12 protein-coding genes and 1 pseudogene are annotated in these 13054 nt (G+C 42.0%); 3 read left to right on the top strand and 10 right to left on the bottom strand.

What is annotated here, in order from left to right; translation table 11 throughout:
• Positions 1 to 105: 105 nt before the first annotated feature.
• Complete coding sequence (locus ACP7AE_RS12455; protein ID WP_426243412.1) at positions 106 to 339, top strand: hypothetical protein; 234 nt, start codon at positions 106 to 108, stop codon at positions 337 to 339.
• Positions 340 to 517: 178 nt separating this feature from the next.
• On the top strand, positions 518 to 907 hold the full coding sequence (locus ACP7AE_RS12450; protein WP_045451282.1) for a hypothetical protein: 390 nt from the start codon (positions 518 to 520) through the stop codon (positions 905 to 907).
• 152 nt (positions 908 to 1059) lie between these two features.
• Here the strand turns inward: ACP7AE_RS12450 and ACP7AE_RS12445 are convergent, their stop codons facing one another.
• From ACP7AE_RS12445 to uvrB, 4 genes are all read right to left on the bottom strand, one after another.
• Positions 1060 to 1437: a hypothetical protein gene (locus ACP7AE_RS12445; protein ID WP_426243410.1), complete on the bottom strand. Its 378-nt coding sequence runs from the start codon at positions 1435 to 1437 to the stop codon at positions 1060 to 1062.
• 278 nt (positions 1438 to 1715) lie between these two features.
• A complete protein-coding gene (locus tag ACP7AE_RS12440) occupies positions 1716 to 2768 on the bottom strand; it encodes a pyridoxal phosphate-dependent aminotransferase (RefSeq protein ID WP_426243409.1) in 1053 nt (350 codons plus the stop codon).
• A 527-nt stretch (positions 2769 to 3295) separates the two neighbouring features.
• On the bottom strand, positions 3296 to 4348 hold the full coding sequence (locus ACP7AE_RS12435; RefSeq protein ID WP_426243407.1) for a pyridoxal phosphate-dependent aminotransferase: 1053 nt from the start codon (positions 4346 to 4348) through the stop codon (positions 3296 to 3298).
• Positions 4349 to 4587: 239 nt separating this feature from the next.
• Complete coding sequence (gene uvrB / locus ACP7AE_RS12430; protein ID WP_426243405.1) at positions 4588 to 6699, bottom strand: excinuclease ABC subunit UvrB; 2112 nt, start codon at positions 6697 to 6699, stop codon at positions 4588 to 4590.
• Positions 6700 to 7070: 371 nt separating this feature from the next.
• Here uvrB and dps point away from each other — a divergent pair, with 371 nt between their 5' ends.
• Positions 7071 to 7553 carry a DNA starvation/stationary phase protection protein Dps gene (dps, locus tag ACP7AE_RS12425; RefSeq protein WP_426243403.1) on the top strand — a complete coding sequence of 161 codons (483 nt, stop codon included), beginning with the start codon at positions 7071 to 7073 and terminating at the stop codon, positions 7551 to 7553.
• Positions 7554 to 7737: 184 nt separating this feature from the next.
• On the opposite strand, the gene ACP7AE_RS12420 is transcribed toward dps, so the two are convergent.
• From ACP7AE_RS12420 to ACP7AE_RS12395, 6 genes and pseudogenes are all read right to left on the bottom strand, one after another.
• On the bottom strand, positions 7738 to 8445 hold the full coding sequence (locus ACP7AE_RS12420) for a DUF2059 domain-containing protein (protein ID WP_426243401.1): 708 nt from the start codon (positions 8443 to 8445) through the stop codon (positions 7738 to 7740).
• A gap of 15 nt (positions 8446 to 8460) precedes the next feature.
• Positions 8461 to 9582, bottom strand: a complete 1122-nt coding sequence (locus tag ACP7AE_RS12415) for a cation diffusion facilitator family transporter (protein ID WP_426243400.1) — start codon at positions 9580 to 9582, stop codon at positions 8461 to 8463.
• A 99-nt stretch (positions 9583 to 9681) separates the two neighbouring features.
• Positions 9682 to 10227, bottom strand: coding sequence for an acyl-CoA thioesterase (locus ACP7AE_RS12410; RefSeq protein WP_087815776.1), 546 nt, complete (start codon positions 10225 to 10227; stop codon positions 9682 to 9684).
• A 126-nt stretch (positions 10228 to 10353) separates the two neighbouring features.
• Positions 10354 to 10764 carry a DUF2177 family protein gene (locus ACP7AE_RS12405; RefSeq protein WP_060491490.1) on the bottom strand — a complete coding sequence of 137 codons (411 nt, stop codon included), beginning with the start codon at positions 10762 to 10764 and terminating at the stop codon, positions 10354 to 10356.
• 102 nt (positions 10765 to 10866) lie between these two features.
• A complete protein-coding gene (locus tag ACP7AE_RS12400) occupies positions 10867 to 12363 on the bottom strand; it encodes a class I SAM-dependent methyltransferase (protein ID WP_426243399.1) in 1497 nt (498 codons plus the stop codon).
• A gap of 83 nt (positions 12364 to 12446) precedes the next feature.
• Positions 12447 to 12962: pseudogene (locus tag ACP7AE_RS12395) on the bottom strand (DUF1365 family protein); the annotation flags it as partial.
• Positions 12963 to 13054: the final 92 nt, after the last annotated feature.

Genomic DNA, 13054 nt, shown 5'->3' with positions numbered 1-13054 from the left:
AATGGCAAAAACCACCACCAAATATAGCAATACTTCATGAATATTTCACCTCTCTCGGTTAATGAACTCGTTAAAGTAAGATAAATTTTATTCTTGGATTATGGTATGCCAAACTTTAGCGTAGATAGTTATGAGCTCACCTCAACACTGATATTGCTATTGGGTTGCCTCATTATTTTCATCGCCAGTATTTCTGCGGCGTTTAATGACCGTTTTGATGATTGTTCGTGGGAACACCTCACCACTTGGTTATTTATCGTCGGTGGTTTATTGATGATTATCGGCTATATTGGTTATAAAGCCTATTCATATTATCACCCTTATGCGTGGCTGGATTGATAACGTCAATCCTTTATAAAAAATGGCTTAATTCTGTGCTAGTAGTGGTTAATGATGTCATGCACTGATTTTGCTGATAATATACGACCTGCTTGGAAAAAACACATGTCAACTAGCAAACATCAACTCCTACCAAATGCCAGTTTCTATTAAGCATAAACCTTAAAGGATCAGACCCATGAAAAAAATCTTAATATCAACGGCTATGCTCGCTACCCTCGCTCTATCTGGATGCACAACGACTGGTGGCATGAATAATAACGCAGGTACTGCTATCGGTACTGCCAATGAGATTGGTATGAATGTCTTTAAATCAGCGATTGATAACCAATGCCGCAGTCAGATTGAAAAGCAAACTGCTTGGCGTGTGGCTAGCGTGGCTATGACCGACACACAACAAGAAGCTGTAAAAAGTAATGTTTGTGGCTGTGTCAGTGAGCAAGCGCCGCAGCAAGTGACACTCGTTGAATTGGGCAATGCTGCTATAGATTCGCAATATCGCACACAGCTGGTCACGAAAGTCGTCGCAAAATCTCTACAAAGTTGCTATACCAGTTTTATGAAATAAAATATGATATATCTACTGATGTACAGTAGATATAGTTGTACAACATTCAAGTTTTAAGACATTAGAATAAAACCATAAAAAGGGTGCGTTATAAATAACGCACCCTTTTTATTGCTAAGTCTTTGTACCATCACTTATCTTATTAACTTGGCTTAGAACTTGTTTTTGTCAACTGGATTCTGTGACAAAGCTGCTGTAAAAGGCAGTATTTTACTGCGGCTAAAATACTTAGAAGAGCCATCAATAATCTTGTCTACTTCTTTGATCAACTCATTAATAACGTCATCATAAACGCCATGATATAGTTCAGTTTCGAATGCCGTAAAGGGATGCTTACGTGATGCCGAGCCGACCTCTGTCACGCCTTGCTTACTATAAAAAATATCGACTCGCCCATCACTGTTGAGTACACAATTTAATACTCCGCCCTCCAGCTCCATCTCTACTCGCTCAGGCATAAAAATATAATCGTCTACATTGATGAGTTTTTTTTCTACTTCTCTCTTAAAAAATGATTTAATATCAAACATGGATATATCCCTGACCTTAAAATTATAATATACGTTAGCACACCTGATTTTACAGCCACTGTCCAACATGTAATCTGCTGCTTGTTCGTTCGTGCTTTATGAATCAATACTATAAGATGACGTGATATTTTTTAAGACAGAATATGTAAAACTGCGTTTGATGTTGGTAAAAATAGAATGTTAGCTGTGGCTCCTTTATCCTATTGCAATAAAAAAAGGAAGTGGCAAACTAGGGCGTGTCCCCTTTTTTAATAATGAAACTACTCTATCTGGCTTAATCACACCCAGCCTTTCTCACGAAACGATTTCAACACCTCAACAAACACTGCCATCTCATCAGGTCTGCCAAGCGTCAAGCGATTAAAGCCAGTGATAGGCGCAAACTCGCGACCAACAGCGATGCCATGGTCGCACATTCTATCGATATAGGTTTGTACATCGCCCTTGATTTCGTGAAATATAAAGCTGGCTTGTGATGGTAAGTAGCGTAGTCCAAGCTCATCCAACGTCTGCTCAACCAGCTGACGCGATTGATTGGCAGTATGCAAACTCAATGCCAAAAACGCCTCATCATCCAAAGTTGCTATCGCGGCGACAGCACCAGACAGATTGGTGTTATCCACTGAAATAAACGCCTCTAGCTCAGTGATCATTTGCGGACTGGCAACTGCATAGCCGACACGCATACCCGCTAGCGCACACAGTTTGGAGAAAGTCCGAACCACGATAATATTGTCTGAGCGCTGCTCTCTTATCCACGTGATCCCACTCTCAAAACTTGGGTCAGTGACATATTCTGAGTAGGCTTCATCTAGCAAGAAATAATGATGGTCTGGTGCCGTTCCTACCCACGCTTTTAACTCATCTGTGTCAGTAATCGTCGCTGTAGGATTGTTGGGATTGCAGAGATAAAACAAGCTTATACCATCAAAATTATCAGCCACTTTTTGCATATTTTGTAAATCAAAAGAATAGCTTTCAGGCATCAGTGCTACTTTTACCACGGGCACATTGATAGAGGTTGCATATAGTTCCGCATAAGCAAAGGTTGGGTGCGGCACAATTACTTGAAAATTTCTGCCTTCCCTTAACGCTTCGTTTTGCAGCATTTGCACGACCGTGCGGATATTCTCACTGGAGCCGCTGCCTAGAGATATTTGACTTTCAGTCACGTCATTAATTTTCGCAACTTTATAGATTAAGGCTGCACGCTGATCATCTGGATAACGAAAGCCGATATCTAAAGCATCGATAACCGCTTTTTTGGCAGAGTTTGCCATGCCCAATGAGTTTTCGTTAGAGTTTAATTCTATTAATGGATTGGTAAGCATGATAGTAATACGCCTAATTGATACCCATACCAAATATGCGATTAACAATGTCAAACTCGCTAAGCTAACGGACGTAGCACTTGCGCTCGTCTTTTTTGCTACTCTGATTATTTAGTAGGGTTTATATATGGATGGTGAGATGCATTCGGATAATAATGGTTATGGTAAGTGGCATTTACCCTGATTACAAGCGCTCTGAGCGATGAAACTCGTTAGCAGCTGTTATGAGTAAGATGCTCATTTATTGATAGTATCCGTTAAATAAAAAAGAGCCACCCTATAGGCAAATCACTTTGCTAATACTAGGGCGTGTCCTCATTTTAAAAATGGTGATAAACATGAGATAAATTGCCGTTAAACAAGGAAAGTAGCGCAAATAATATCAAGATATTAATAAGCTATTTGACGATGTTTAGCCATTTTTAGCCATTTTTAGCCCATTTAGCAAGTAATCGATTGAATTGAGGATACGCCTTAGTCTTGCTAGTTTATCGATATTTAAAATTAGCAATTTTTTAATGCACTACTTAGACCCAGCCTTTTTCACGAAATGACTTTAATACTTTAATAAAGACAGCCATCTCATCAGGCGTGCCCAGTGTTAGGCGATTGAATTCTGTAACAGGGGGGAATTCACGCCCAACCTTGATACCACTCTCTCGCATTCTATCGATGTAAGTCTTTAAATCACCTTTTATTTCATGAAAAATAAAATTGGTCTGTGAGGGTAAATAACGCAATCTAAGGTCATCTAATACTGTCTCAATCATCTGGCGCGACTGATTGGTATTGCGCAAACTTAGCGCTAAAAACTTGGCATCATTTAACGTCGCAATAGCAGCAACCGCACCTGACAAGTTGGTATTATCCATAGACATAAACGCTTCGACACTCTCAATAGCTTGCGGGTTAGAAACTGCGTAGCCCACTCGCATACCTGCTAAGGCACATAACTTTGAGAAAGTATGGATAACAATAAGATTGTCGGATAACCCTTGTTTCACCCACTCAATACCGCTCTCAAAGCTTGGATCTGACACATACTCCAAGTAAGCTTGATCTAGCAAGAAGTAATGGTTATCTGGTGCATTACTTACCCAAGTTTTAAGCTTTGACGTTGATGTAATGATGCCCGTTGGGTTATTTGGATTGCAAATATAGAATAGGCTGATGCCATCAAAATCGTCAGCTGCTTTTTGTAATTCATCAAAATCATAATCATAGTTTTCAGCGGTTAATGGTATCTTGACCACAGGCACGCCAATAGAATTTGCATACATCTCTGCACAATCAAACGTTGGTACAGGAATCACCATTTGAAACTGTCTGCCCTCTTTTAATGCTTTATTTTGCAACATTTGTAAAGTAGCTCGAATATTTTCAGTCGAGCCATTGCCTAAGGAGATTTGGTTTTCTGCCACCCCATGGATGGTGGCAATTTTGCTAATGAGCGCCGCGCGTGGATTATCTGGATAACGAAAGCCCTCACTTAAAGATTCTATAATGGCTTGTCTAGCAGAATCTGCCATCCCTAGTGAGTTTTCATTCGCATTTAATTCTAAGAATTTATTATTTTTCATGATGGATTACGTGCCTCAACGTCCGTTGTTATAAGTTCATATTGCTCATTGATATCATATTAAGGGGCATTTAGTATAAACACAAGTTTTGATACAACCAATTATTAGTTATTAATAATCTCGAACAAAGGCGAAGTTGTTTTGCTGATAAAAAGACTATAAAAAAGGTGAGCTGCACCGTTGGCAACTCACCTTTTTGTTAGATACAAACTGATATTAACGGCAGTTCAAATAACCTATTAGATCAAATGCGCTTTTAACTCTAGCACTTTATCACGAGTCTTCGCTGCGTCTTCAAATTTTAAATCACGAGACATCTGCTTCATAAGCTTTTCAAGACGATTGATTTCTTTCGCCAGCAAATCAGGACTGCGTAAGATACTAATATCGACATCAGGTAGATTGCTCTTGATAGGAATCACTTGATTGTCATTGGCATTCTGATCGTCACCCGTATCGATTTTATCGGTGATACTACGGCGCGCACCTTTCGGTGTGATGTTATGCTCAAGGTTAAAGGCCACTTGTTTTTCACGGCGACGATCGGTCTCATCTATCGCCTTTTGCATACTGTTGGTGATGCGATCCGCATACAGTATGGCTTTACCGTTGATGTGACGCGCGGCTCGTCCAATGGTCTGAATCAAGGCACGCTCAGAACGCAAGAAGCCTTCTTTGTCCGCATCAAATATTGCGACCAATGACACTTCTGGCATATCTAAACCTTCACGCAATAGGTTAATACCGACCAGTACATCATGCACCCCAGTCCGCAACTCATGAATGATTTGCATACGTTCAACGGTATCGATGTCCGAATGCAGATAAGCAACTTTGACGTCGTACTCTTTTAGATAACTGGTCAAATCCTCTGACATGCGCTTGGTCAAGGTAGTTATCAGCACGCGCTCATCTTTTTCTCGGCGCTTGGTAATCTCTGATAACACATCATCGACCTGCGTCAATACAGGACGAATCTCAATCTCAGGGTCAATCAAACCCGTTGGACGGACGACTTGTTCAACGACTTGCTCGCTGTGTTCAAGCTCATACAATGCAGGCGTAGCACTGACATAAATAGTCTTAGGCTTGATACGCTCCCACTCTTCAAACTTCATCGGACGATTATTCATAGCACTTGGCAGACGGAAACCATAATTGACTAAGTTCTCTTTACGTGATCTATCGCCTTTATACATTGCACCGATTTGCGAAACGGTAACGTGCGATTCATCAAGGAATAACAACGCATCCTCTGGAATATAATCAAATAAGGTCGGCGGTGCTTCTCCTGATGGACGACCGGAGAGATGCTGCGAGTAGTTTTCGATACCATTACAGTAGCCAAGCTGTTGAATCATCTCAAGATCATACTGGGTACGCTCTTTAAGACGCTGTGCTTCAATCAGTTTATTATTGTCACGGAAATACTCCAAGCGTGGCTCTAGCTCAGCACGGATGGTATGACTGGCAGCTTCTAGTTTATTGCGCGGCGTTACATAGTGCGATTTTGGATAAATAGTAATACGCGGTACGCTACGTACCGTTTTACCTGTTAATGGATCAAACCAAGTAATTTTCTCCACTTCATTATCAAATAAATGCACACGTACCGCCAGCTGCTCAGACTCAGCAGGATAAATATCTAACAGCTCGCCACGCAGCCGATACGTACCACGCCCAAAATCGAGCTCGTTACGCGTATATTGCATTTCAACAAGACGTTTAATGGTAGCAGTGCGATCAATTTTGTCCCCAACGACGACGTGCAGCAGCATTTTTAGATAACTTTCTGGATCACCCAAACCATAAATACACGATACCGAGGCAACGATAATTGCATCACGGCGCTCTAGGAGTGCTCGCGTCGCTGACAGGCGCATCTGATCGATATGATCATTAATAGCGCTGTCTTTTTCAATAAAGGTATCACTCGCCGCTACATAAGCTTCCGGCTGATAATAGTCGTAATAACTGACAAAGTACTCAACGGCATTGTTTGGAAAAAATGACTTAAACTCACCATATAACTGCGCGGCAAGCGTTTTGTTATGTGCCATGATAATGGTTGGACGCTGCGTCTCAGAAATGACCTTTGCCATGGTATAGGTCTTACCCGAACCCGTCACTCCCAGTAGTAACTGCTCTTCCATACCAGAATTAATACCGTTGACGAGCTTTTTAATCGCTTGCGGTTGATCGCCTGCTGGCTCAAATTCAGTGATCATCTCAAAAGCACGACTTGATATTTGCGTCCCAGACGCATTGACACCACTAATTTCAGCTTCACCTTGGAGCTGAGTGGCCAATTGGTTTAACTGACGCGACGAGCGCGGTTCAGGCATTCGCATAATGGCTTTCTTCTTCTGAAGGTTTATAACAATGTGGGGTCTAAGCTAGGGTTTTTAAAGGTAATTAAGGGTTTTATGTTGTCATCTTCTCTTAAAATATTAGCATCTAGATATGACGTCACACGCCCTATTTATAACGAATAAATAGTACCTTCGTTATAAAAAACGCACACAGTATCCGCTAAATTTACAAAGCTTTTCATGATTAACAAACTCATTACACGACCACCTAATAAAGCCTAACGCTTGAGGCTTTCAATCTTCATTTAAGCTGCTATTATCTATAACGAATCAACAAGTAATTCATCAGTAAGATACCAATAACAACAAATGAGATTTTCATTAAAATAATACACATAACGGAGTAGAACATGAGAGAACGTTACGCAAGTGGGATAGATGACGCAACCGCAAAGAAAATGATCGACTTATTGAACGCTAATCTAGCGAATCTCATCGATTTGAGTATGGACAGTAAGCAATGTCATTGGAATTTGCAAGGTACTGGATTTATCGGTGTTCATCAGTTATTAGATGATACTTATGATCGCTTGACTGAAGCTTATGATACGGTCGCTGAGCGTATTGTTATCCTTGGCGGTAAAGCCAATGGTATCTCTAAACGCGTCGTTGAGGACTCTATCCTCGATACTTACCCTACTGATATCACTGAAGTCGATCAGCATGTTCGTGAGCTTACCAATCGTTATAAGACCATTGCTGCCTCATTACGCGAAGGGATTGATGCGGCTGGTGATGCGGGTGACGAAGATACCGCTGACCTATTAACGGAAATAAGCCGTACTGTCGATAAAGATGCATGGTTCATCGGTGCCAATGCACCAAAGAAATAATATCTTTGTACTCAAACCAGTTATACTAATAAAACAGCTATATCAATAAGACAGTCTATATCAGCAAAAAAGGTCACTTTTATAGTGACCTTTTTTGTGTGTACGAACTTATGTGTAATAACTTTAAGATTCACGCTCAGAAACGGGCTTTAAAATAGTTAAATTATCAGTTATTAGCTGTCAGTTAAAAAACACCTTGGATTATTTGTTGCATCTGCGGTAAAAGCTCATCCAGCTGTGCCTCAGTTTCACTAGTATCATCAGGCAAGGATTGCTTTAGAAATGCTGCTGTAATCTGTGGCTGTTTCGACAAGATACTTTGACCCATCACCGTATCATAAAAATCAATTTGAGCATCAACTTCCGCTTGCGTATAGTAAGTTTTTGCCGCGTTAATATATGCTTGCGTCAACGTATGCTTGTCAGTGGTATCGCCGATAGTATTGGTCATTATCTTGGCATATTGACCCAGCACTTTTTGAATCTGCTCTTGTAGCGCCTGTTGGCGTTTATTTAAGTTACCATCACCTACTGACTCAGTACGATTTTGCGTTTGTACATTGATAGCATCGATAGCCGCTTGTTGCCCGTTAACGATAGATTCTATTTGCTCATCAATGTGCATCACTTCCATCAGCTTTACAATAGACGTATCTGTTGGGGAGATATTATTATTCATAAAAGCGGTATTGTTAATAGAAGCGCTATTCGCACTTATTCTATTGATACTTATGCTTGGCTGTTGAGCAGGCTCATTATGAATTACCAGCTCAGCCTGTGCTTGAGTCAGACTGGCTACTGCGCTAATAGTGACAACAGCCATACTTAATGAGCGAACCATGATTGAACGCCCAACAGGGCTCTCGATAGCAGACTGAAGACTTAGTTTCATATTGATTTCTCTTTATCAGGCATCTTGATTATAACTATTGGGTAAGCTCAAATTTTCAGCATTAGGTACAGATAATGTCAGGATAGCTTCCTGAAATAAAGGATTGGCACGGAACTGACTTTCAATAATTTCGAATTTTTGGGCAATCTCTTTTTCTTTTTGATTGCCAGCGATATCGACTGCTGCCACCATAAATATCTTTTTGGGTCCCACCCACTCCAAATGTAAGTACGACACACTATCGATATCTGGATGATTGAGTAACTCGGTCAATGCATAGCCATGTATCCTCTCTGATACTTTATAACCGACCAAAAAGTCACGGTTACGGCTAATTAAAAAGATGGCTACCACACCCAATAATATTCCGACAATGATAGAGCCGAGCGCATCCCAAAACGGCTGTCCCGTATAAGCATGCATACCCATGGCAGCAGCAGCGACAACCAAGCCAATGACAGCTGCCAAGTCTTCAAAGAATACACCACGTAAAGTTGGGTTTGACGTATCAACCACATAGCCAATGGCGCTGACATTTATCGCTTCACCATGCTTTTTACTTTGTAAGTAAGCTTGCCCTAATGAAAACCCTTCGAGCACAAACGCAATCGCCAATACAATAAAACCGATGGTATAGTTGGTCTCGCTTTCCGCAGCATTCCACTCGGTGATACCAGTATAAATGGAGACAATGGAACCTGCCATAAAGACACCAAAAGCGGCAATCATCGACCAGACATAAGCTTCTTTGCCATAGCCGAGGGGATGGCTTTCATCAGCAGGTTTGATCGCCTTTTTCTCGGCGACAATTAATAAAGTACCGTTACCTGCATCTGCCCACGAATGCGCTGACTCTGCGATCATAGAAGCAGAACCCGTCATAAATGCTGCTACCGTTTTGGCAATCGCAATGATAATGTTGGCTCCAACGGCAATTAATACCGTTACCAATGAAGCGGAATGTTGCTGGTCTTTATTGGTTGTAGACTTAGCAGAACTGTCTAATACAGAATGAGAATTACCATTAGAAGTGGCGTCTGTAATGAGCGTGCCAGCGCCTCGAGCACGGCTATTACGCGGCGCTGACTGATGAGAAATAGTAGGAGGTGACTCGGCTTCCGATGGTTTTAAGCTCATAATAATCTCGATATAGGCTTTTTGAACGCAGATATGTATTTAACCAGATCAATAGACCAATTGAGAGCCGTTTAACTGACTATGCAGGGTCTATTTGTCTTAACGATCATGACAATTAGCCAGCTCACCAACCATATCTCTGATATCACAACTGGGTCGATGCGAGCTTTCCAGACGCAGGTTTTTACGCTCTAGTGCGGCATCAGCACGGCATTGCTGCATGGGATTTTTGATATCAAGTGGCGGCGCAGGTGTGGGCTTGCCATTATCATCAATAGCGACCATCGTAAAATAGCAGCTGTTGGTATGGCGTACAGTACGGGCTCGAACGTCTTCTGCTTCGACGCGAATGCCGACCTCCATTGAAGTATTTCCCACATAATTAACACTTGCCGCAAAGGTAACCAATTCGCCAACATATATAGGCTCACGGAACATCACTTGGTCGACAGACAGCGTCACCACATAATTGCCGCTATAGCGACTGGCGCAAGCGTAAGCGACTTGATCAAGCATCTTAAGCAAATCACCACCATGCACATTGCCAATAAAATTCGCCATATCAGGCGTCATCAGTATCGACATATATAACTCATGATTTAACGGGGCTTTTTTGGCAGTCGAGCTGGTATTGTATTGCGGCATAAAAATCCTTGAATGATTTAGGGCGTTTTGATAGTAAGTATCATTTATACAGCAGCTCACAAGAGAGCACAAACGGCACTCTGTCATTGAATGGTCTAGGTTATGTAAATCTTAAGCTATTTAACTTTAGCTCAACCAATGAAAACGATAAGCAAGCCAAGCAACAATGGCGCTCACTGAACCTGTCAAGATACCACCCCAAGCAAAATCAACCAACGCTGTATCCAGTGTAAAACCTTTGTACAACGCTAAACTGGTAAAGTCATAAGTACCGTAGGCCATCAGCCCTATTAAGCCACCAAGCAAGAATATATGACCAATCGAAGCGCCTGCTTTGATTTGTGGATATAAAATCAAGACACAGAGAGCCAGTAGATAAAACATATAGAACACGCCAGCAGCAATCATGTTTGGCTCATCGGCAAGCAGATGCCCGATACGCTTTTCATAAAATAAGCCAGTCATAGTCTTGAGCCAAACTGCGTCAATACCCAAAAATATAAGCACAGCAGCCAGATATATAAATACATAACCCATAACCACATCCTTTTAATTAGCGTTTTTTAATCCCAGCTTGTTTCCATAACTGCTTGTATCCAGCATCGCTTGTTAAGACACTACCTGTTGAAACGCAACTTGTTAAGACGCTATGTTTCGTTTGGAGGCGTCTTGGCCATCACCGTTGTTGGCATTACCGCTTTCATCAAAATTCATAATATCGTGAATCAGGCGGCTGCTTTGCTCATCGGTGAGAGTATCATGAGAAGACAAATCAGAGAAATGCATCACATCAATACTGTCTGGCTTCACTGCGGTCAACTGTACCACGCCGATGGTGCGCTCTAAAAACCCACCTTCACAATAGCAAAAGTAAAAATCCCACAAGCGAATAAAGGCATCATCATAACCAAGCCCCTTAATTTCTTCACGCTGTGCCATGAACGCCGCACGCCAATCACGCAAGGTATGAGCATAGTCAAAACCGTAATCATGTAGCTGCTTGATGACCATGTCGGTTTGTTCCGTAAACTGTGTATTTAGCTCTTGATTGGAGAGCAAACAACCACCAGGAAAAATGTGCGTCTGGATAAAATCGACTGAATTAACATAATCTTGGTAGTTTTGATCGTTAAAGGTGATCGCTTGCAGCACCATCAGCCCTGTGGGTTTGAGTAAGCTATTACATTTGGCAAAAAACGTCGGTAAGTACTCGTGCCCAACGGCTTCAATCATCTCGATACTGACTAGCTTGTCGTACTGCCCTGTCAGCTCACGATAGTCTTGCTTCAGCAGGGTAATGTTATCAGACAGTCCTGCCGCATCGACTCGGCGCTGCGCCTCATCATACTGGGCATCAGAGATGGTCGTCGTCGTTATGTGACAGCCATAATGTGTGGCGGCATAAATAGCAAAACCGCCCCACCCTGTGCCAATTTCTATCACATGATCATCAGGCGTCAATTGTAATCGCTGGCAAATGAGCGCCAGTTTATGCTGCTGCGCTGCGCTCAGTGATACATCAGGCGTACGATAGACTGCCGCTGAATACATCATCGTATCGTCCAAAAACCGCTGATACATATCATTGCCCAAGTCATAATGCGCTAAAATATTGGACTTGGCACCAGACTGATCATTGCTGCGTAGCCGATGCTTCGCTTTTTCAAACGCCTTACTCACACCTGCAAAGCGATTTTCTAATTTATTCAACACCGCCAAGTTACGCGCTGCCAACCGAATCAGCCCTGTCAAATCGTCCGTATCCCACTCACCATTGATATAGCTGTCTGCTAGCGCAATAGAGCCGCCAAGCAACAGCTGCCGATAGACAGTAGGATCATGAATCATCAAGGTAACGTGTAGTGAATGGCGACCCACTGCCGAGCTGCTCGCGACACTATCGGATACTTTACCGAAGCTAACGGTATTAGGTGCTTGCTCATCGAATGCTTCGACTATAGTCAGGCTACCAAACTGGATATGCGCTAATGCGCGAAAGATGAGTTTTCTTGCCAATTGATTCATTCCCGCACTGACGGGCTGAAAAATGGCGCTCTCATTGACGACCTTACTCATCTGTGCGGTCAATTTTCCTAATGTCGAAACGGGTGCTCGGTCGGTTGGTCGTGCTGACATCGTATATTCATCCTTGTTTAAATGCTCTATGCTTAAGCGTTAAGCTGATAAATTTCTTTGGCTGATCGTTAGCCCTGTAGCTATCAAAGAATATCTTTTGGAGTCGGTGCTTTGTTCTGTTGGCTATCGGCCAGTTTTTCATCATAATGAATATAAGGCACTTTTTTAATCGCATAAAGCTTGAAAGCATGCCAATAAATACGGGTTACAGAGGTCATGTTCATTAGCGGGTTTTTTCGCAAACTATTGCGAATCGTTGTGGCGGTCATTGGAACGCCAGCCATTTTTATACCCGTTTTTAATACCTCACCGCGCTCATCGCTGATATCAATAGCAATATGAACTTGCAAGCAATTATCCGGCTGCTTTTTTACCTTAACTTGCCAACGATATAGCTGATCGATCGGGTTAAAAGGTGAGACATGAAAATCTTTATTATGACAAAATTCAGTATTCGCACCATTGAGTGTAAACCCATAATAATGGCGCTTATCCCATGGTGTATTAGAGACTTCAGCCAATACATGCGACGGTATCTGTTGCTCATCGAAACCTAAGTAAAAATTGACTGGACTAGGGCGTGTCCCTAATCTGTAAAAGTAAGTATAAAGGCTTTAAAATAAAGAGACTATTTCAAACAGGGCTCTCTAAATTATGGCAAGAACAGTGCTCACCGATAATACATGGGAAC

The sequence above is a fragment of the Psychrobacter sp. TWP2-1-2 genome (genome assembly GCF_049896785.1).
Taxonomy (GTDB): Bacteria; Pseudomonadota; Gammaproteobacteria; order Pseudomonadales; family Moraxellaceae; genus Psychrobacter.
The sequence above is the reverse complement of the archived record's forward strand: the minus strand, read 5'-3'. Positions and strand labels throughout refer to the sequence as shown.

Excerpts from the sequence above, each read along its gene's own strand:
- ACP7AE_RS12415 (WP_426243400.1), bottom strand. The coding sequence starts at position 9,582 with ATGAGCTTAAAACCATCGGAAGCCGAGTCACCTCCTACTATTTCTCAT.
- ACP7AE_RS12420 (WP_426243401.1), bottom strand. The coding sequence starts at position 8,445 with ATGAAACTAAGTCTTCAGTCTGCTATCGAGAGCCCTGTTGGGCGTTCA.
- uvrB (WP_426243405.1), bottom strand. The coding sequence starts at position 6,699 with ATGCGAATGCCTGAACCGCGCTCGTCGCGTCAGTTAAACCAATTGGCC.
- ACP7AE_RS12440 (WP_426243409.1), bottom strand. The coding sequence starts at position 2,768 with ATGCTTACCAATCCATTAATAGAATTAAACTCTAACGAAAACTCATTG.
- ACP7AE_RS12455 (WP_426243412.1), top strand. The coding sequence starts at position 106 with ATGCCAAACTTTAGCGTAGATAGTTATGAGCTCACCTCAACACTGATA.
- ACP7AE_RS12410 (WP_087815776.1), bottom strand. The coding sequence starts at position 10,227 with ATGCCGCAATACAATACCAGCTCGACTGCCAAAAAAGCCCCGTTAAAT.
- ACP7AE_RS12450 (WP_045451282.1), top strand. The coding sequence starts at position 518 with ATGAAAAAAATCTTAATATCAACGGCTATGCTCGCTACCCTCGCTCTA.
- ACP7AE_RS12445 (WP_426243410.1), bottom strand. The coding sequence starts at position 1,437 with ATGTTTGATATTAAATCATTTTTTAAGAGAGAAGTAGAAAAAAAACTC.
- dps (WP_426243403.1), top strand. The coding sequence starts at position 7,071 with ATGAGAGAACGTTACGCAAGTGGGATAGATGACGCAACCGCAAAGAAA.
- ACP7AE_RS12435 (WP_426243407.1), bottom strand. The coding sequence starts at position 4,348 with ATGAAAAATAATAAATTCTTAGAATTAAATGCGAATGAAAACTCACTA.
- ACP7AE_RS12405 (WP_060491490.1), bottom strand. The coding sequence starts at position 10,764 with ATGGGTTATGTATTTATATATCTGGCTGCTGTGCTTATATTTTTGGGT.
- ACP7AE_RS12400 (WP_426243399.1), bottom strand. The coding sequence starts at position 12,363 with ATGTCAGCACGACCAACCGACCGAGCACCCGTTTCGACATTAGGAAAA.